This window comes from Kitasatospora sp. NPDC091207, assembly GCF_044768625.1.
Taxonomy (GTDB): Bacteria; Actinomycetota; Actinomycetes; order Streptomycetales; family Streptomycetaceae; genus Kitasatospora.
This window is the reverse complement of record NZ_JBIVVS010000019.1, coordinates 25,694-43,855: the sequence shown is the minus strand read 5'-3', so window position 1 is coordinate 43,855 and position 18,162 is coordinate 25,694. Positions and strand designations below refer to the sequence as shown.

Genomic DNA, 18,162 nt, shown 5'->3' with positions numbered 1-18,162 from the left:
GCAGGTGGGTGAGCGCTGTCGCAGGATCCGGATCTAGGGCCGGCCGCCCGGGCCCTCGTTCAGCCAGGCGCCGATCCTCGGCAGTGCCTCGGGGCCGCTGTCACCCTCCACCGAGGCGACGAGGTCCGCGATCGTGACGGCGGCCAGGGACGCCCGCCACGCCTCGTCCGCCGCTCCCATCGCCCGGGCGATGGGGCACTGCCTCGTGCACTGCTCGGGCGGCGTCCCCAGCGGCCCGCGCCGGCGGATCTCGGTGCAGACGAACGCCGGGCTCGCCCCGTCGACGGCCTGCACCACGTCCAGCAGGGTGATGTCCTCGGCGCGCTCGGTGAGGACGTAGCCGCCGGTCTTGCCCTGGACCGAGTGCACCAGGCCCGCCCGGGACAGCGCCTGCATCTGCTTGGCCAGATAGCTCGGGGACACGTCGTGCAGCGCGGCCAGCCGGGCTGACGGCACGGGTACGCCGGCCGTGGTCAGCACCACGCAGCAGTGCAGCGCCCACTCCACGCCACCGGACAACTTCATGTCACCTCCCTGTGACTCGGATCCAGACTATCCGAGTATCATCATCTCGGACAGGAGATGTCCGAGTTCCCGTCGGGCGGTGCTCGGGCCAGGAAGAGAAGGAAGGCACACCATGAAGATCACCGTCATCGGCACCGGCCTGATCGGCTCCCAGCTCGCGACCGAGCTGACCGCGCGAGGTCACGAGGTGACCACCGCGTCGCTGTCGTCCGGCGTCGACCTGCTCACCGGGGCGGGTCTCGACAACGCGCTCGCCGGCGCCGACACCGTCGTCAACGTGACCAATTCCCCCACGTTCGACGATCGGTCCCTCGACTTCTTCCGCACCACCGTGGGCAACCTGCTCGCCGCCGGTGAGCGGGCCGGCGTGAGCCACCAGGTCGCGCTCTCCATCGTCGGCGTGGACCAGGTCACCGAGCTGGACTACTACCGCGCCAAGGTCCTCCAGGAGGAGTTGCTGCGTGGTGGCCCGACGCCGTATTCGATCGTGCGTGCCACGCAGTTCTTCGAGTTCATGGAGCCGACCATGTCGTGGACCTCGGACGAGACCGCGGTGCGGCTGCCCGCGACCCCGCTCCAGCCGATCGCCAGCGCCGATGTCGTCGACGCGCTCGCCGATGTGGCCGGCGCGGCGCCGCTCGGCGGGATCCTGGAGGTCGCGGGTCCCGACAGGTTCACGCTCGACGAGATCGGCCGGATGACGCTGGCCGCGCGTGGTGACCGGCGCCCCGTCGTCGTCGACGACCGGGCGGGCCTGTTCGCCGCCGTCCGCGGAGACGTCCTCACGCCGGGTCCCGACGCCCGCGTGGCGCCCACCCACTACCGGGACTGGCTCGCCGGCTGACCCCCCACCGGAACGGACCGTCAGGTCGGCCTGTCGGCCGCGACCGACAGGCCCCTGACGGTCCGTTCCGCCAGGTCGGCCCGTGATGCCGGCGGCCCGGGTGCGTCCGGTGTCCGGCCCGGCCGGCCGCCTCGCCCTTCCGGGCCGACGAGGTCCGCGCCTGCGGGGCCCGCGTTCCCGCCGGGGGCGACGGCGGGCAGGTGTCGGAGCCGAGCCGTACGCTCCTGTCATGGCAGCCAGAATCGACCTGACCCTCGACTGCGCGGACGCACAGCTCCTCGCCGGTTTCTGGAAGACGGCACTGGGGTACATCGACGAGCCGCCGCCGCCTCCCTTCACGACCCGCGCGGAGTGGGCCGCGCAGTTCGACCTGCTGGAGGACGACTCCGAGGACGACGGGGCATGGCTCTGTGATCCCGACGGAGTCGGCCCACGGCTCTCCATCCTCAAGGTCCCCGAACCGAAGACGGCGAAGAACCGGCTCCATGTCGACGTCCGGGTGCCGGGACACGGCGGCGCCGCCGAACGCTGGGCGCGGATCACGGCGGAGTCCGAGCGGCTGGTGCGGGCGGGCGGTGCCGTCCTGGAGGTGTTCGACGGGCACCACGTGGTGATGGCCGACCCGGAGGGCAATGAGTTCTGCGTCGCCGCAGGCCCGGCCTGACGCGGGCGGAGCCCCGCCGGTACGGCGAACACCGCGTCGACGCGCCGCGATGACGGGGCCTCACCCGGAGCGAGCCGCCCCGGCGCCGTCGGCAGTCGGGCCGGCCCGGATGAACACGTGGCGGCGTCCGGCTGTTGCCGCGGACTCCGGCGCGGGGCGAGTCAGGTGGTGACGGTGTCCACCGCCATCACGAGCAGGCGGTCGGACGCCTCGTCACCGGGGCACGGCGGCTGCGCGATCGGGTGGGATCCTCGGGCCGGAAGGGCAACCCCCCCTGCCGACCGGGGAGCGGGCGGCGCCGGGAGCGGCCCGCGCTGCGCCAGGCTGTCAGATGCCTGTGGAGAGCGCGGCCCGTCGCTCCGGCAGGCCGGGGTCGACCGCGGCGCGCGGCCACCGCCGTCCGGGCGCCGGCGGGCGCGCGGGCGCGCGGGAGTGACGACCGGGTGAGCCGGGTGAACGGCGGCGCTGTGGCGCGACGGTGCGATGGGGCGGTGATCGCCCACCCGGCCTGGCTCGGGTGTGCCGGGATCTCGTAGGGTGGCGCAGACGGACGTGACGTGGTGGCAGACGCCACGGGGCAAGGGCAGCAGACGCCGCTCAGCGGCGGGGCGGGGCGGTGACCAGAGATGGCGGAGTCGACAGCTCTCCCAGGAGGCCCCGATTCCGTCGCGGACCCGGGCCCCCGCGACGCGGTACCGCCGCGGCCGCCGCGCAACCCCTACGAGGAGCACCCGCCCGGTCCCGCGGCCCTGTACGAGCCGCCGGCCGTTGTCCCGATCCCGGCCCCCGTCCCGGCCCAGGCCCCTGCCCAGGCCCCTGCCCAGGCCCCCGTTCCGGCGCCGGTCGCGCCGATGGCGCCGCCCACCGGATGGACCGTCACCGGGATGTCCGTCGTGGCCCCACTGCCCTCCGCCACCCCACCGCCCTTCACCGTCCCGGGCGGCACTCCCGCCCACGGCACCACTCCCGCGCACGGCTTCAACGCCGTTCCGGGCGGCCTCGGGGCCGCGCCGCGCGGGCGGATCCTGGTGGTCGAGGGCGGCTACGGCAACTCCGGCCGCCGCACCTGGGGGCGCGGCGGGCCCACGCAGGCACCCGTCCTGTCCGCGATGCTCGCCGCCGTCTCGCCCCAGGTCCTTCTCGCGGCCGACGCGGTGGACGCCGTCCACCTCCCCGGCGCCAGCGACCCGCACACCGTGCTGGCCCACCTGCGCGCCGCCGCCCGGCACCCCGGGCCGCTGCTCGTCCACCTCGGCGGCCACCTGCTCGCCGACAAACGCGGCGGCCAACTCCACCTCACCCTGCGGGACTCGAAGCCCGGGAGCATCCGGCAGGACGGCATCGCCTGGCAGTCCGTCGCCGCCGAGCTGCGGCACCGGCCCGCCGACTGGCAGACGCTCGTCATCGCCGACCTGAGCGCCGATCAGAACGCCTGGCCCTACCTCCAGGGCACCGTCTCGCCGCTCGCCGACGGCCTGCCGCTCTGGGCGGTGGTCAGCCCGGACCCGGAGCAGATCGGCACCTTCACCCGCGCGTTGATCGAGGCCCTGCACGGCGGCCGCCCGGGCGCCGACGCCGTCCTCGCGCCCGAACAACTGCGCCAGCAGGTGTACTCGGTGCTGCGCCCGGACGTCGTCATCCTCGCCACCCACGCGCCGAACCGGCCGTTCTTCCGCAACACCGCCCGCCGTACGGACGGTTCGCTGCCGGACGCCGTTCCGTACGAGGGTCCGCGCCCCGCCGCGCTGCTGCCCCGCCCGCCGGCCCCGCGGGACGCCGGTCCGCGCGATGCGGCCCCGCGTGATGCCGCCCCGTCCACCCGGCCCGCCGTGACTCTCGACAAGGCCGCCGCGCCCGCTTTCCCGGTGCCCGGTTCGGCGCCGGCGGCCGCCGCACCGCAACCCGCCCCGGTACCGCCGGCAGCGCCGTCCGACGGCCCGGTGAACCTGCTGAAGCCCGGCGTGGCGCCCACGCCCCCGCCGCCGGCCCGGCCGGTGGACCTGCTGAAGGCCCATGCCTGGCGCCCGCCGTCGGCGGCGGGCGTGACCCTCGCCAAGGACCTCCCGGCGGACGCGGTGCCGGCCGACGCGGTGTCCACCGGCCTCCCGGCCGAGGTGGAACCGGCGGACCGCGCACCCGACCCGGTGCCGGCCGCTGACGAGCCCGTCGCGGTGGCCGACCCGGCCCCCGCCGCCGACCCGGCCCCACAGGCCGACCCGACCCCCGACCCCACCCCCGCGGACCCGGCCCCCGAGCCCGCGGCGGCCGCCCCCGCGGTCCCCCAACCCCCTCGCGACGACTACCGCGAGGTGATCGGCCGCATCGTCCGCAGCGCCGACGCCGGGGACCACGCCGCCGCCACCGACCTCGCCTTCGCCCTCGAACTGGAGGCGATCGCCGAGCACGGCGCCGTCTCCGCGCCCGTGCTCCAGGTACGCCAGGTCCGCGCCCACGTCTGCCGGCTGGCCGGCAAGTCGGTCGAGGCGGCGGACATCTACCGCGAGGTGGCCCTGTCCCTGCTGCGTTCCCTGGGCCCGGACCACCCGGACACCCAGCAGGCGGCCACCAACGCGGAGGCCTGCTGGCGGGCGGTCACCGACCGGGCGGAGGCGCTCCGGATCGCCCCCGAGATCATCGAGCTGCGCGCCCACCTCCCGGGCCGCGACGGCCGCAAGCTGCGCGCCGCCGAACGCCACCTGGCCCAGCTCGCCACTCCCCGCCCCGACGCCTCCCCGGCCGACGCCCCCTGACCCGCCGCCCGGTCCCGTCCGACGCGCCGGAGCGGGCGGCCCGATCGGCCGCCCGCTCCGGCGCGTGAGGGTCTGTTCCTACCGCCCCGCGAGGGCGTGGACGAACCTGGTGCCGTCGATGGTGCCGAGGCCGCTGGCGAGGTCGTAGCCCTTGGCGGCCGGGTAACCCGTCACGGTGTCCCAGGAGTTGTCGCCCGTCGTCACGTCGACCAGGCCGCTCCACTGCTGCGGGAGCAGGGCGAGGCCGTAGAGGCGCCAGTTGAGCTGGCCGAGGCGGTGGCCGGCGAGCTGGTCGGCGAGGGCGACGACGCCGGAGAAGACCGGGGTCGCCTCGCTGGTGCCGCCGGTGAGGTGCCAGCCGACCGAGGTCGGGTCGTAGGACTCGTACGTCCAGGCGGCGCCGTCGACCGCCGCGCTCATGCTGAGGTCGGGCGTGCCGCGGTGGTTGCCGGTGACGCCGGCGACGCCGGCCTGGTACCAGGGGCGGTCGAAGACGGCGGAGGTCCCGCCGCCGCCCGCGCCGCGGCTGTCGTGCCACACCCGGTCGGGGGTGGTCCGCCGGCCCGCGTCGTCCAGGGTCAGCTGGGTGCCGCCGACGGAGGTGACCAGCGGGTCGGCGGAGGGCCAGGAGTTGACCTTGTGCGGGTAGAGGTCCTCGCCGTTGGCCTGGTAGTCGGTGGCGCCGGTGTCGCCGGAGGCGGCGAGGACGGTGACGTCGTGCGCGGCGGCCTCCTGGAAGGCGTACCGCAGGCCGGTGAGGGAGGAGTAGTCGCCCTTGTCGAAGCCGGGGAAGGTGTTCTCGGTGGCGCCGAAGCTCTGGGAGATGACGTCGGCGCGGCCGGACTTGATGAGGGACTTCTCGGCGTCCATCATCTCGGGAAGCCCGGTCGTCCCCTCGGTCTCGGCGACGCCGGTCTCGACCAGGATGATGTGGGCGTCGGGGGCGACGGCGTGGGCGTACTCGACGTCCAGGGTGCTCTCGCCGGCCCAGCCGGTGTGGTCGGGGTTGGTCGGGTCGAAGACCGGGACGTTGCCCCACTTGACCACCTCGACCTGGGTGTCCGGGATGCCCCACTGCTTGTCGAAGACCTCCAGGTCGTGCTGGATGGTCGGTGAGCCGAAGGAGTCGACGATGACGATCGTGCGGCCCTTGCCGGTGATGCCCTCCCGGTACAGCGGGTCGAGGTTGTACGCGGTCCGGTACTGCAGCGGGGAGTAGCAGTGGATGCCGATCTCGCTGACGCACTGCGAGGTGGGCAGGGGCGCGTTCCGCCCGACGGCGCTGATGTGCCCGGTCGAGGCGGGGCGGACGTGGACGCCCGCGAGGCCGGTGGCGGCGGCCGGCTGGACGGCCGGGGCGGCGAAGGTGCCGGTCGTGAGGGCGGTGGCCCCGACGGCGAGCAGGGCCAGGGCGCGGCGGATGGTGGCGGGGCTGCCCATGGGGCTCCTTGGGACGCAGGGCCCGACCTGGTCGGTCGGGGTGGTCCGGTCATCCCATCGAGAGCAGCATGATCATGCCATAGTCATTTCGTACCCGCCGGCATGGTCGCGCCTGGCCACCGGAAAGGGTAAAGGCCGTCCCAGGTGAAGGTAACCCAACGCCGGGGACGGCCTTCTGACGCAACGTCAGACAGGGTCAGCGTGCCCCACCATTGACGTACAGCGTCTGCCCGCTGACGTAGGAGGCGTCCTCGCTGGCCAGGAAGGCGACCACCGAGGCGATCTCCTCGGGCCGCCCGACCCGCCGCAGCGGCGTGCGGGCGGAGACCTCCGCCTGGTGCTCCTCGGCCGTCGCGCCGACCCGCTCGGCGGTGGAGGCGGTCATCGCGGTGGCGATGTAGCCGGGGGCGACGGCGTTGACGTTGATGTTGAACGGGCCCAGTTCGATCGCCAGTGTGGCGGTCAGGCCCTGGATGCCCGCCTTGGCGGCCGCGTAGTTGGCCTGGCCCCGGTTGCCGAGCGCCGAGCGCGAGCTGAGCGAGACGATCTTGCCGTACTTCTGCGCCACCATGTACGTCTGCGCGACATGGCTGCAGTTGTAGGCGCTGGTCAGATTGACCGTCAGCACCGCGTCCCAGTCGGGCCTGGTCATCTTGAAGAAGAGGTTGTCCCGGGTGATCCCGGCGTTGTTCACCAGGATGTGCACCCCGCCGAGGTCCCGCGCGACCTCGGCGAAGACCGCCTCCACCGCGTCGTAGTCGGCCACGTCGCAGCCGTACGCCCGCGCGGTGCCGCCCTTGGCGGTGATCTCCTCGACCGTTCCGGCGGCCCGCTCGGCGGTCAGGTCGACCACCGCCACGGCGGCCCCCTCCTGGGCGAGCAGTCGCGCGGTGGCCGCGCCGATGCCCTGGGCCGCGCCGGTGACGACGGCGACCTTGCCTGCGAATCGAGTCACGGCAACTCCTTCGATGTCGATGGGTCGATGGGTCGATGAGGGGGGACGGGTGGGCGGACCGGCCGGCGGCCGGCGGTCAGGCCGATTCGACCAGGACGGCGCTGCCCTGGCCGACGCCCACGCACATGGTGGCCAGGCCGCGCCGCGTTCCGTCGCGGCGCATCCGGTGCAGCAGCGTGGTGAGGATGCGCGCGCCGGAGCCGCCCAGCGGGTGGCCGAGCGCGATCGCCCCGCCGGTCCGGTTGACCAGCTCGGGGTCGAGGCCCAGCTGGTCGATGCCGGCGAGCACCTGCGCGGCGAAGGCCTCGTTGAGCTCGGCCTCCTCCAGGTCGGCGACCGACCAGCCGGCCCGGCCGAGCACCTTGCGGGTGGCGGGCACCGGGCCGATGCCCATCACGTCCGGATGCACCCCGGCCGAGCCGCCGGCCACGTACCGGCCGAGCGGCCGCAGGCCCAGCTCGCCCAGGGCCTCCTCGCTGACCAGCACCAGACCGGCCGCGCCGTCGTTCATCGGCGAGGCGTTGCCCGCCGTCACCGTGCCGCCCGGGCGGAAGGCCGGCTTCAGCCGGGCGAGCTTCTCCGGGTCGGTGTCCTCCCGGATGCTCTCGTCCTGGTGGACGGTCACCCCGTCCGGCCGCTCGACCGGGACCAGCTCGGCGTCGAAGTGGCCGTCCTTGCGGGCGGCGGCGGCCAGCCGGTGGCTGCGGAGCGCGAAGGCGTCCTGGCGCTCCCGGCTGATGCCGTACCGGGCGGCGACCTCCTCGGCGGTCTCGCCCATCGAGAGGACGCCGTGCAGCTCGGCCATCCGCGGGTTGGTGAGCCGCCAGCCGAGCCGGGTGTCGAAGGTCTCGATCCGGTGCGGCAGCGCCTCGTCGGGCCGGGGGAGGACGAAGGGGGCGCGGGTCATCGACTCGCAGCCGCCGGCCAGCACCACGTCGGCCTCGCCCGAGCCGATCGCCCGGGCGGCCTGGGTGACGGCCTCCAGGCCGGAGGCGCAGAGCCGGTTGACGGTGGCGCCGGGGACGCTGTCGGGCAGGCCGGCGAGCAGCACCGCCATCCGGGCGGCGTTGCGGTTGTCCTCGCCGGCCTGGTTGGCGGCGCCCCAGTAGACGTCGTCGATCCGGGCCGGGTCGAGGGCGGGGAGGTCGGCGAGCAGGGCACGCAGCACGGTGGCCGAGAGGTCGTCCGGGCGGACCGTGGCGAGCGCTCCGCGCAGCCGGCCGATGGGTGTGCGGCGGGCTGCGGCGAAGTAGACAGGACGCACGTCGTCGGGCTCCTTATCCAGGGGGGCGGATGCTCTGACGGATGTCAGAAGGCGTTGACGCCGGTGAGCGAACGCCCGATGAGCAGCTTGTGGATCTGGCTGGTGCCCTCGTAGAGGGTCATCACCCGCGCGTCGCGCAGGTACTTGCCGACCGGGTACTCGTCGATGAACCCGTAGCCGCCGAACACCTGGAGCGCGTTGTTGGCGGCCCGGACGGCGGCCTCGCTCGCGTAGAGCTTGGCGACGGAGGACTCGGTGGCGAACGGCAGGCCGCGGTCGATGTGGTCGGCGACCTTCCAGGTGAGCAGCCGGGCGGCCTCGACGTCCACGGCGATGTCGGCGAGCAGCTCCTGGACCAGCTGGTGCGAGGCGATCGGCCGGCCGAACTGCTCGCGCAGGCCGGCGTAGTGGACGGCGGCCTCCAGGCAGGCCCGGGCGATGCCGACGCAGCCGGCCGCGACCGACATCCGGCCCTTGGCCAGGGCGGCCATCGCCACCGTGAAGCCCTTGCCGAGCTCGCCGAGCCGGGCCCCGTCGGGCACGCGGACGGCGTCGAAGGCGAGTTCGGCGGTGGCCTGGCCGCGCAGACCGAGCTTGCCGTGGATCTCGGTGCGGGTGAACCCGGGCAGGTCGGTGGGGACGAGGAAGGCGGTGATGCCCTGGTGGCCCGGCCCGCCGGTGCGGGCGAAGACGAGCGCGACGTCGGCCCACGTCCCGTTGGTGATGAACATCTTGGCGCCGCTGATCAGCCAGTGGTCGCCGTCCCGGACGGCCCGGGTGGTGAGGTTGGCGGCGTCCGAGCCGGTGCCGGGCTCGGTGAGGGCGAAGCAGGCGAGCGACTCGCCGGAGGTGAGCCGGGGCAGCCAGTGCCGCTTCTGCTCCTCGCTGCCGTAGCCGTTGATCGACTTGGCGACCAGGCCGAGTGAGACCGACACGATGCCGCGCACGGCGGAGTCGCCCCGGCCGAGCTCCTCCAGGGCCAGGCAGTACGCGAGGTGGTCGCCGCCGCTGCCGCCGTACTCCTCGGGGATGGTGAGGCCGAGGAGGCCGATCCGGCCGAGCTTGCCGATGACCGCCCGGTCGACGGACTCGGCCCGGTCCCACGCGGCCGCGTGCGGGACGATCTCGCGGTCGGTGAAGGCGGCCGCGAGGTCCCGGAGGGCGGCCTGTTCCTCGGACAGCTCCAGATTCATGGCGACACCTCTGCGGACTGGGGCCGGGGCACGGGGGGACCCGGGCCTGGGGGGTTCGGGCCGATAAACTAGCGCTGCAAGTTTTACCGGGACTGTAACCCCGACCGGGCCGCGCTGGGAAGGGGCGCCTGCCACAATCGGTCCTCACCCCACTCGACCGGAGGAACCCCGAGGATGGCCCGCCCGCGCACCCCCCTGCTCAGCCGCGAGCTCATCGTCGCCACCGCGCTGCGGCTCATCGACGCCGAGGGCCTGGACGCGCTCTCCACCCGCCGTCTCGCCACCGAGCTGTCGGTCAGCGGGCCGTCGCTCTACAACCACGTCGCGACCAAGGACGAGCTGCTGGACGCGGTGGTGGACAGCGTGATGGGTGAGGTCGACCTGTCGATGTTCACCACCGGGGCGCTCTGGCCGCGGGCACTGCGCGACTGGGCCCGCTCCTATCGCGCCGCCCTGGCCGCGCACCCCAACATCGTCCCGGTGCTCGCCCAGGGCCCCGGCCGCCGCCCGAACGCGCTGCGGCTGGCCGACGCCGTCTTCGGCTGCCTGGTCGCGGCCGGCTGGCCGCGCGGGCAGGCCACCCGGATCGGCGCGCTGATGCGGTACTTCGTCACCGGCTCGGCGCTGGCCTCGTTCGCGGCGGGCTTCCCCGAGGACGCCGGGCTGTACGACGCCGCCGACTACCCGCACCTCGGCGAGGCCCACCGGCTGGCCGAGCACCGCGGCGCGATCGACGAGGGCGCCTTCGAGACCGGCCTCGAAGCGCTGCTCGACGGGTTGCGGCTCCGGTACGAGCGGACTGTCGGCGAGGCCGGGCAACGCCCTCACCAGGGCTCGCGCGCCACGAAGGCGGGGCGCGACGACGGGTCCACCGGGTCGTAGTACCGGTGGTAGACGGGGGTCAGCCCGCCGGAGACCGGGGGCACGATCCAGCTCCAGTCGGCGGGGGTGGGCCGCCCGAGTCGCTCCTCCTGGGCGATGTGCCTCAGGAAGCGCTCCGACTCGGTGTGGTGGTCGGCGATCGTCACGCCGGCCTCCTGGAACGAGTGCAGCACCGCCACGTTGAGCTCCACCAGCGCACGGTCGCGCCAGAGCGTGCGGTCGCTGGAGGTGTCCAGGCCGAGCCGCTCGGCGACGGTCGCCAGCATGTCGTACCGGTCGGCGTCGGCGAGGTTGCGGGCGCCGATCTCGGTGCCCATGTACCAGCCGTTGAACGGCGCGGTGGGGTAGCGGACGCCGCCGATCTCCAGCGTCATGTCGCTGATCGCGGGCACCGTGTACCAGCGCAGGCCCAGCTCGGCGAACCAGGCGTGGTCGGGGTGGGTGAGCCGGACCTCCAGGGTGGTGTCCTCCGGCAGTTCGTACCACTCGGGGCGGGCACCGGGCCGCTCCTGCACCAGCAGCGGCAGGACCTCGAACCGCTCCTCGCCGCTCTTCCAGCCGAGGTCCCGGGCACGGGCGGCCAGGGCCGCGCCGGCCGGGTCGCCGACGAAGCCGGTCGCGGTGGGGCGGCCGGCATAGCGGACCAACTGCTGGTTGAGGACGCGGGCGGCCGGGCGGCCGGGCCGGTCGGGGGCGAACACCGAGATCACCGGGCGGATCCGCCCGCCGTTGGTGGCCACCCGCAGGTGCTCGAAGCACTCGGTGGCGATGTCGTCGGCCGAGGCCAGGTGCCGCAGGTCGCGCACCACCAGGCTGCGCCAGTACAGCCGGCCGATGCAGCGGGCCGCGTTGCGCCAGGCCAGCTTGGCGCCGTAGGCGAGTTCGGCGGGGGTGTGCTGGTAGGTGCCGGTGCGGTCGATCTCGTCCAGGACGGCCAGCACCCGCCCGACCGGGTCGCCGGCGCCGGGCTGCTCGTGGTGGAACTGCCGGACGAAGTCGGCGGCCGCGTCGGGGTCGGTGAACGGCTCGGCGCCGCCATCGGTGTCCGGCTCGGTGCCGGCGCCGTGTCCGAGGTCGGTGCCGTGTCCGAGGTCGGGGAACCGCGTGGCGTCGGTGGGGCGCTCCGCCGTGGTGAGCGGTGCCGCGCCGGTCCGGTGACCGGGGCCGGCCGGGTGCCCCAGGTCGGTGCGCGGCAGGTCGGCGCGCCCGACGTCGACGAGGTGCCGGATGCCGGTGCCGTGCACGGTGGCGGGCTGCGGTTGGGGCCCGCGCGGCGGCTCGGGGGCCGGGTGCGCGTGGCCGAACGGGCAGCCGCCGGCCGGCGCCGGTACCGCGGCCGGCGCCGGTACCGGCGCGGGGCGACGGGAGTTGCGGGTGCTGCGGGCGCGAAGCCGGTTGAAGATCAAGGACACATCCCTCCTGCCGAACAGGAGTACCGGAGGTGTGCGCCCCGGCGCAGAGAGTGAACGATTCGGCCCTCGCGCCCCGGCGGATGCCGCTAGGGTGCGAGGGCCGAAGGTCCGACTGTCGGATCAGCCCATGTCCTCCAGCCGGATGCCCTTGGTCTCCTTCATGAACTTCGCCACGAAGACCATCGACAGCGCCGCGAAGGCCGCGTAGACCAGGTAGGTCGCCGAGAGGTTCCAGCGCGAGAGCGAGGGGAAGGACACGGTGATCGCCCAGTTGGCGATCCACTGCGCCGAGGCGGCGACGGAGAGCGCGGCGGCCCGGATCCGGTTGGGGAACATCTCGCCGAGCATCACCCAGACCACCACGCCCCAGGACATCGCGAAGAACAGCACGAAGGCGTTGGCGGAGATCAGCGCGACGGTGCCCTGGAGGTCCGGCAGGGAGACGTGGTCGCCGCTGCCGGTGGCCGAGGAGAACGCCCAGCCGCAGGCGGCCAGCGAGACGGCCATGCCGGCCGAGCCGATCAGGGCGAGCGGCTTGCGGCCGATCCGGTCCACCAGCAGGATCGCCACCACGGTGCCGAGGATGTTGATGACCGAGCCGATGAAGCTGATCAGCAGCGAGTTGCTCTGGTCGATGCCGACGGACTGCCACAGGATCGACGAGTAGTAGAAGATCACGTTGATGCCGACCAGCTGCTGGAAGACCGAGAGGCCGATGCCGACCCAGACGATCGGCAGCAGGCCGAACCGGCCGCCGAGCAGGTCGCCGAAGCGCGGCCGGTGGTCGGAGGCGATCAGGCCCTGGATCTCGGCGATCCGGGCGTCGGTGTCGGAGCCCTCGCCCTCGACGTCACCGAGCACCGCGCGGGCCTCGTCCAGGCGGCCGGCCGAGATCAGGTAGCGCGGGGACTCGGGGATCATCGAGGAGAGCACGAAGTAGACGGCGGCCGGGACGACGCAGATGCCGAGCATCCACTGCCAGGCCTCCAGGCCGAGCAGCCGGCCGCGGGTCTCGCCCCCGGCGGCGTCCGCCAGCACCCAGTTGACCAGCTGCGAGATCGCGATGCCGAGCACGATCGCGGCCTGCTGGAAGGAGGCCAGCCGCCCCCGGTAGCGGGTCGGCGCGACCTCGGCGATGTAGGTCGGGGCGATCACCGAGGCGATGCCGATGGCCGCTCCGCCGAGGACCCGCCAGCAGGCGAGGTCCCAGGCGGAGAACGGCAGCATCGAGCCGACCGCACTCACCGCGAAGAGCAGCGCGCCCGCCTTCATCACCTTGATCCGGCCGTACCGGTCGGCGAACCGCCCGGCCAGCGCCGCGCCGACCGCCGAGCCCAGCAGCGCGGACGAGACGATCAGACCGGTGACGCCGTCGCCGACCCCGAACTTCTCCTGGATGCCGGAGACGGCACCGTTGATCACGGAGCTGTCGTAGCCGAACAGGAATCCGCCGAGGGCCGCGGCGGCGGTGATGAAGACGACGAAGCCGAGGCGGTCGGAGGATCGGTCCTCCGCCGCCACGGGCTCCGAGGGCTGCTGGGTGACGCTCACGATCTTGACTCCTGGTACTCAACGCTGAGCTTGGTAGCCGAGATCGTAACCCGTCAATGTTCAAGTGTTGTACGCGGGATGCCCGACAAGTCCCCTTGCTTATTAGTAAAGTGAACTGTCAAACCTGGTGCTCCACCGGCGACGCCAGCGAGAGCCCGAACCGGCCCTCCTGGTCCGTCCACCAGTGGCTCAGCCGCAGGCCGGCCGCGGCCAGCTCCTCGGTCACGCGCTCCCGGCGGAACTTGGCCGACACCTCGGTGCGCAGCTCCTCGCCCTTCTCGAAGTGGACCGGCAGGTCCAGCGCGGGGATCTTCACGGTCTGCTCCTGCAGCGAGCGCAGTCGCATCTCGATCCACTCCCGCTCCGGGTCCCAGAGCGCCACGTGCTCGAACGCGGCCGGGTCGAAGTCGGCGGACAGCTCCCGGTTCAGCACGTTCAGCACGTTCCGGTTGAACTCCGCCGTCACCCCGGCCGCGTCGTCGTAGGCGGCCACCAGCACCCGCGGGTCCTTGACCAGGTCGGTGCCGAGCAGCAGGAAGTCGCCGGGGTCGAGCGCGGCGCGCAGCCCGCGCAGGAAGACCGCGCGCTCGGCGGGGAGCAGGTTGCCGAGGGTGCCGCCGAGGAAGGCGACCAGGCGCGGGCCGCCCTCCGGCGGCAGGCCGAGCCGGGCGGTGAAGTCGGCCAGCACCGCGTGCACGCTCAGGCCCGGGTACTCCAGGGCGAGCGCCTCGCCCGCGCCGGTCAGGGCGCTCTCGCTGACGTCCACCGGGACGTAGCTGTCCAGCGTGCCGAGGTCGCGCAGCGCGTCCAGCAGCAGCCTGGTCTTCTCCGAGGAGCCGGATCCCAGCTCGACCAGGGTGCGGGCCCGGGTGGCGGCGGCGATCTCGCCGGCCCGGGCGTCCAGGATGGCCCGCTCGGCGCGGGTCGGGTAGTACTCCGGGAGCCTGGTGATCTCCTCGAACAGCTCGCTGCCCCGGGCGTCGTAGAACCACTTCGGCGGCAGCCGCTTGGGGTCGCCGGTCAGACCCTGCCGCACGTCGTGGTGCAGCGCGGTGCTGAAGTGGTCGGCGGGCAGCAGCCGGGTGAGATCAAAGGTGCTCATGACAGATGGATCCTCTGTTCAAAAAGTGAAGGTGAGAGGAGGGGGAGGGTTCAGAGCGGGCGGACGACGACGCCGTCCGGACCGGCCAGCAGCAGCGAGCGGTCCGGGACGACGGTCCAGTCCGGGTGGTCGTCGTAGGGTTCGGAGGCCACCAGCACGCCCGTGCCCGGCAGGGTCCGGTGGTGCAGGGTGTCGCCCCAGGCGGTGGCGGCGATCGCGCGGCCGTCGGTGAGCAGCAGGTTGAGCCGGCCGGTGGTGTGCGCGGCCACGTCCGCGACGGTGCCGGCCAGTACCTCGCCGAGGCCGGCGCCGGTGCGCAGCCGGTGCAGGGCCAGCCCCCAGAGCAGCGCCGAGTCGGTCCGGACCGGCAGCTCCAGCAGCTCGGCCGGCGTCAGCCGCCCGGCCAGCGCGTCCAGCTTGTCCGGCCAGCCGGCCACCGCGCCGTTGTGGCTGAACAGCCAGGGCCCGGCGGCGAACGGCGCGGCCGCCTCCTCGCCCGCCGCGCAGCCCTCGGTCGCCGAGCGGACGGCCGCCAGCAGCGCCCGGGTGCGGATCACCCGGGCGAGGTCGGCGAACGAGGCGTCCGCCCAGATCGGTCCGGCCCGCCGGTAGCGGGCCGGTGTCCCGTCGCCGTCCGCGTACCAGCCGAGGCCGAAGCCGTCGGCGTTGACCGTGCCGTACTGCTGCGCCCGGGGGGCCCAGGACTGCCGGTGGAGGCCGAACGGCGGGTCCACCAGCAGCTCCCGGGGCGTCACCGGCTCTCCGAGGTAGGCGAGATGGCGGCACATCAGTCGGCCGCCACGTCGGCCGCGGTGCGGAACCCGGCGAAGATCTGGCGCCGGATCGGGTAGTCCCAGTTGCGGAAGGTGCCCCGGCAGGCCACCGGCGCGACGGCGAAGCAGCCGCCGCGCAGCACCTTGTACTCGGGCCCGAAGAAGACCTCCGAGTACTCCTTGTACGGCCAGGCCCGGAAGCCGGGGTAGGGGTGGAGGTCGCTCGCCGTCCACTCCCAGACGTCGCCCATCAACTGCCGTACGCCGTAGGGCGACTCACCGGCCGGATAGCTGCCGGCCGGGGCCGGGCGCAGGTGGCGCTGGCCGAGGTTCGCGTGCTCCGGCGCGGGGGGCCCGTCGCCCCAGGGGTAGCGGCGGGAGCGCTCGGTGGCCGGGTCGTGCCGGGCGGCCTTCTCCCACTCCGCCTCGGTCGGCAGCCGCCGCCCGGCCCATCGGGCGTAGGCGTCCGCCTCGTACCAACTGACGTGCACCACCGGCTCGTTGTCCGGTACCGGCTCCACCGTGCCGAACCGGCGGCGGAGCCACTGGCGGCCCTCGCGGTGCCAGAACAGCGGGGCGGTCAGCCCGGCCCGCTGCCGGTGCTCCCAGCCCTCGGTGGTCCACCAGCGCGGATCGTCGTAGCCGCCGTCGGCGATGAACCGCAGATAGGCGCCGTTGGTGACCGGGGTGGTGTCGAGCCGGAAGGCCGGCAGGTCGATCCGGTGCGCCGGGCGCTCGTTGTCCAGCGCCCACGGCTCGGTGTCCGTGCCCATGGTGAACGGGCCGGCGGGGACGAGCACGTCGGCGGGGAGCGTCGCCGCGTCGGCCGGCGCCGGGGGCGGCGGGGGAGCGGTCAGCGCGGGCTCGCCGCGGCGCAGCTGGTGGGTGACCAGCATGGTCTCGTCGTGCTGCTGCTCGTGCTGGGCGATCATGCCGAAGGCGAAGCCGGCGTCCAGCAGCGGCGCGCCCTCCAGCGGGCTGGCCTCCAGCAGGTCGAAGACCCGGCCGCGGACCTCGTGCGCGTAGGCGCGGGCCTCGGCGGGCGGCAGCAGCGGCAGGCTGGGGCGCTCGGCGCGCGGGTGCTCGAACGCGTCGTAGAGCGGGTCGATCTCCGGGCGCATCGGCTGCCGGCCGCCGATGTTGCGCAGCAGCCAGAGCTCCTCCTGGTTGCCGATGTGGGCGAGGTCCCAGACCAGTGGCGACATCAGCGGGGAGTGCTGGGCGGTGAGGTCGTGGTCCTCGACGCAGTCGGTCAGCGCGGCGGTGCGGGCGCGGGCGGCCAGCAGCTCGGTGGCGATCGCCTCGCGCAGGGCCGCGGGCGGCAGGCCGGCCGGCGAGGCGAGGGCGGCCGACGCGGCGGCGGCCGACGCGGAGGTGGGCGGCCGGACCCCCGGGCCGGTCGCCCCGGCAGCGCGGGAGCCGGTCGGGCGGGCGTCGTCGATCATGGTGCGGCCTCCTCCGGGGGAGTGCGTCGGGTACCGGAGCGCAGGGCGTCCAGCTGGTCGTCGGCCGGGCAGCGGCCGCGCGCGGGGTAGCGCTCGGCGAACTCGGCGACGACGGTGCGCAGCCGCTCGGCGCCGGGCAGACGGCCCAGCGCGGCGTCGGCGGCGGCGAAGCAGGCCAGCGTGGCGCGGCGCAGCGCGGGGTCGGCCACCGCCAGGGTGGCGGCCCGGCGCCAGGCGTCGCTGCGTGGCGGGCGCGGGCCGTCGGCGCGCTCCAGCGGCTCCAGCGCGGCCAGCGCGGTGTCGGCGGCCGTCGGGTCGTCCAGCAGCGCCGTCACCAGGGCGGTGGGGACGATCCAGCCGTCGCCGGGCTGGGCGTCGATCATCCGCAGTTCCAGGTGGCCGCGCGGGCGGACCGGCGGGAACAGGGTGGTGCGGTGGTAGTCCAGGTCGGCCAGCGTCGGCGGGCGCTCGCCGGCGCCGCGCAGCCAGTCGCTGAAGGTCAGCCCGGCCGGGGCCGTCCACGGCAGGCCGTCGGGGCGGCGGACGCAGAGCACCTCGGCGTCCAGCACGTACCTGGTCCAGGCCTCGCGCGGATCGCCGTGGTCCGGGGCCGGTGCGAGGGTGCGGGTGGGGTCCATCCGGGACCAGACGATCTGCCGGGTGGACCGGTGGCCGGTCGGCTTCCCGTCCAGCAGCGGGGAGTTGGCGAAGGCGGCGACCAGGACCGGCCCGAGCCGGTGGGCCAGGCGCCAGCGCCGGTCCAGCGCGTGCGGGCCGTCGGCGGCCCCCGCGTCCAGGCAGACCTGTACGGAGGCGGTGCCGGTCATCATGATCCGGCCCCAGGGCCCGGCCGAGTCGAAGAACCGTTCCATCGCCAGATAGCGCGGGTGGTCCAGCACCATCTCGCGCGGGCGGGCCAGGGGGTCGGTGCCGGTTCCGGTGAGCCGCAGGCCCTGGGCCGCGAAGGCGGCCCGCAGGGCGGCGAGATCGCGCCGGGTGTCGTCGACGCAGGCGGTGAGGCCTTCGGCGGGCGGGGAGCTGAGCTCGACCTGTCCACCGGGTTCGAGGGTGAGGCGGGCACCGGAGGGGAGACACGTGCCGTCGGGGCCGCCCAGCGGCAGCGAGTCCAGTGCGGCGTGCAGCCGCTCCGGTAGGACGGGGCGGGTCGGACATCGGTCGTCGTGGACGAACCACTCGACCTCGACACCGACCAGTCGGGGCGGTCCGATCTTGAAACAGACGCCGGCCATGTGGCGGCGGGCCGTGGATTCGGTCAGCGGGGTCGCCCTGCCGGGCGGCGGATCGGTGCCCTGCCGGGCGGTCGGGCTGGTCGGGCTGGTCGGGCGAACGGGTATCACCGGA

Annotated in this window: 15 protein-coding genes; 4 read left to right on the top strand and 11 right to left on the bottom strand. The window is 74.5% G+C overall.

Features of this window, described 5'->3' with window-relative positions:
- Positions 1-33: 33 nt before the first annotated feature.
- Entirely contained in the window at positions 34-525 is a 492-nt protein-coding gene (locus ACIQTO_RS27085; protein ID WP_402393025.1) for an RrF2 family transcriptional regulator, read from the bottom strand.
- A 112-nt stretch (positions 526-637) separates the two neighbouring features.
- Between ACIQTO_RS27085 and ACIQTO_RS27080 the strand changes: the two genes are divergently transcribed.
- The 3 genes from ACIQTO_RS27080 to ACIQTO_RS27070 all read left to right on the top strand — a co-directional run bounded on the left by ACIQTO_RS27080 (position 638) and on the right by ACIQTO_RS27070 (position 4,783).
- Complete coding sequence (locus tag ACIQTO_RS27080; protein ID WP_402393022.1) at positions 638-1,369, top strand: SDR family oxidoreductase; 732 nt, start codon at positions 638-640, stop codon at positions 1,367-1,369.
- 229 nt (positions 1,370-1,598) lie between these two features.
- The gene (locus ACIQTO_RS27075; RefSeq protein ID WP_402393020.1) at positions 1,599-2,033 is read left to right on the top strand and encodes a VOC family protein; all 435 of its coding nucleotides are present in this window, start codon (positions 1,599-1,601) and stop codon (positions 2,031-2,033) included.
- Positions 2,034-2,917: 884 nt separating this feature from the next.
- On the top strand, positions 2,918-4,783 hold the full coding sequence (locus ACIQTO_RS27070; protein WP_402393017.1) for a hypothetical protein: 1,866 nt from the start codon (positions 2,918-2,920) through the stop codon (positions 4,781-4,783).
- 78 nt (positions 4,784-4,861) lie between these two features.
- Here ACIQTO_RS27070 and ACIQTO_RS27065 read toward each other — a convergent pair whose 3' ends face one another.
- The 4 genes from ACIQTO_RS27065 to ACIQTO_RS27050 all read right to left on the bottom strand — a co-directional run bounded on the left by ACIQTO_RS27065 (position 4,862) and on the right by ACIQTO_RS27050 (position 9,635).
- Positions 4,862-6,223, bottom strand: coding sequence for a S8 family serine peptidase (locus ACIQTO_RS27065; RefSeq protein WP_402393014.1), 1,362 nt, complete (start codon positions 6,221-6,223; stop codon positions 4,862-4,864).
- Positions 6,224-6,419: 196 nt separating this feature from the next.
- Positions 6,420-7,178 (bottom strand): 3-oxoacyl-ACP reductase FabG, encoded by a 759-nt coding sequence (fabG, locus tag ACIQTO_RS27060; protein ID WP_402393011.1) that lies wholly within the window; start codon positions 7,176-7,178, stop codon positions 6,420-6,422.
- Between the two features lie 76 nt (positions 7,179-7,254).
- A complete protein-coding gene (locus tag ACIQTO_RS27055; protein ID WP_402393008.1) occupies positions 7,255-8,442 on the bottom strand; it encodes a thiolase family protein in 1,188 nt (395 codons plus the stop codon).
- Positions 8,443-8,486: 44 nt separating this feature from the next.
- Positions 8,487-9,635 carry an acyl-CoA dehydrogenase family protein gene (locus ACIQTO_RS27050; RefSeq protein ID WP_402393006.1) on the bottom strand — a complete coding sequence of 383 codons (1,149 nt, stop codon included), beginning with the start codon at positions 9,633-9,635 and terminating at the stop codon, positions 8,487-8,489.
- Positions 9,636-9,809: 174 nt separating this feature from the next.
- Between ACIQTO_RS27050 and ACIQTO_RS27045 the strand changes: the two genes are divergently transcribed.
- A complete protein-coding gene (locus tag ACIQTO_RS27045) occupies positions 9,810-10,517 on the top strand; it encodes a TetR/AcrR family transcriptional regulator C-terminal domain-containing protein (protein WP_402393003.1) in 708 nt (235 codons plus the stop codon).
- On the opposite strand, the gene ACIQTO_RS27040 is transcribed toward ACIQTO_RS27045, so the two are convergent.
- The 6 genes from ACIQTO_RS27040 to egtA all read right to left on the bottom strand — a co-directional run bounded on the left by ACIQTO_RS27040 (position 10,460) and on the right by egtA (position 18,158).
- Positions 10,460-11,929: a nitric oxide synthase oxygenase gene (locus ACIQTO_RS27040; protein ID WP_402393001.1), complete on the bottom strand. Its 1,470-nt coding sequence runs from the start codon at positions 11,927-11,929 to the stop codon at positions 10,460-10,462. The genes ACIQTO_RS27045 and ACIQTO_RS27040 overlap by 58 nt on opposite strands.
- A 120-nt stretch (positions 11,930-12,049) precedes the next feature.
- Positions 12,050-13,480, bottom strand: a complete 1,431-nt coding sequence (locus tag ACIQTO_RS27035; RefSeq protein WP_402392998.1) for a sugar porter family MFS transporter — start codon at positions 13,478-13,480, stop codon at positions 12,050-12,052.
- A gap of 118 nt (positions 13,481-13,598) precedes the next feature.
- A complete protein-coding gene (gene egtD / locus ACIQTO_RS27030; RefSeq protein WP_402392996.1) occupies positions 13,599-14,582 on the bottom strand; it encodes an L-histidine N(alpha)-methyltransferase in 984 nt (327 codons plus the stop codon).
- 50 nt (positions 14,583-14,632) lie between these two features.
- Positions 14,633-15,370 carry an ergothioneine biosynthesis protein EgtC gene (egtC, locus tag ACIQTO_RS27025; RefSeq protein WP_402392994.1) on the bottom strand — a complete coding sequence of 246 codons (738 nt, stop codon included), beginning with the start codon at positions 15,368-15,370 and terminating at the stop codon, positions 14,633-14,635.
- Positions 15,370-16,800: an ergothioneine biosynthesis protein EgtB gene (gene egtB, locus ACIQTO_RS27020; protein ID WP_402392992.1), complete on the bottom strand. Its 1,431-nt coding sequence runs from the start codon at positions 16,798-16,800 to the stop codon at positions 15,370-15,372. The genes egtC and egtB overlap by 1 nt, the downstream gene beginning before the upstream one ends.
- The gene (gene egtA / locus ACIQTO_RS27015; protein ID WP_402392989.1) at positions 16,797-18,158 is read right to left on the bottom strand and encodes an ergothioneine biosynthesis glutamate--cysteine ligase EgtA; all 1,362 of its coding nucleotides are present in this window, start codon (positions 18,156-18,158) and stop codon (positions 16,797-16,799) included. The genes egtB and egtA overlap by 4 nt, the downstream gene beginning before the upstream one ends.
- Between the last annotated feature and the right edge of the window lie 4 nt (positions 18,159-18,162).

Excerpts from the sequence above, each read along its gene's own strand:
- ACIQTO_RS27045 (WP_402393003.1), top strand. The coding sequence starts at position 9,810 with ATGGCCCGCCCGCGCACCCCCCTGCTCAGCCGCGAGCTCATCGTCGCC.
- ACIQTO_RS27080 (WP_402393022.1), top strand. The coding sequence starts at position 638 with ATGAAGATCACCGTCATCGGCACCGGCCTGATCGGCTCCCAGCTCGCG.
- ACIQTO_RS27050 (WP_402393006.1), bottom strand. The coding sequence starts at position 9,635 with ATGAATCTGGAGCTGTCCGAGGAACAGGCCGCCCTCCGGGACCTCGCG.
- ACIQTO_RS27070 (WP_402393017.1), top strand. The coding sequence starts at position 2,918 with ATGTCCGTCGTGGCCCCACTGCCCTCCGCCACCCCACCGCCCTTCACC.
- egtB (WP_402392992.1), bottom strand. The coding sequence starts at position 16,800 with ATGATCGACGACGCCCGCCCGACCGGCTCCCGCGCTGCCGGGGCGACC.
- egtD (WP_402392996.1), bottom strand. The coding sequence starts at position 14,582 with ATGAGCACCTTTGATCTCACCCGGCTGCTGCCCGCCGACCACTTCAGC.
- ACIQTO_RS27085 (WP_402393025.1), bottom strand. The coding sequence starts at position 525 with ATGAAGTTGTCCGGTGGCGTGGAGTGGGCGCTGCACTGCTGCGTGGTG.
- ACIQTO_RS27065 (WP_402393014.1), bottom strand. The coding sequence starts at position 6,223 with ATGGGCAGCCCCGCCACCATCCGCCGCGCCCTGGCCCTGCTCGCCGTC.
- egtC (WP_402392994.1), bottom strand. The coding sequence starts at position 15,370 with ATGTGCCGCCATCTCGCCTACCTCGGAGAGCCGGTGACGCCCCGGGAG.
- ACIQTO_RS27075 (WP_402393020.1), top strand. The coding sequence starts at position 1,599 with ATGGCAGCCAGAATCGACCTGACCCTCGACTGCGCGGACGCACAGCTC.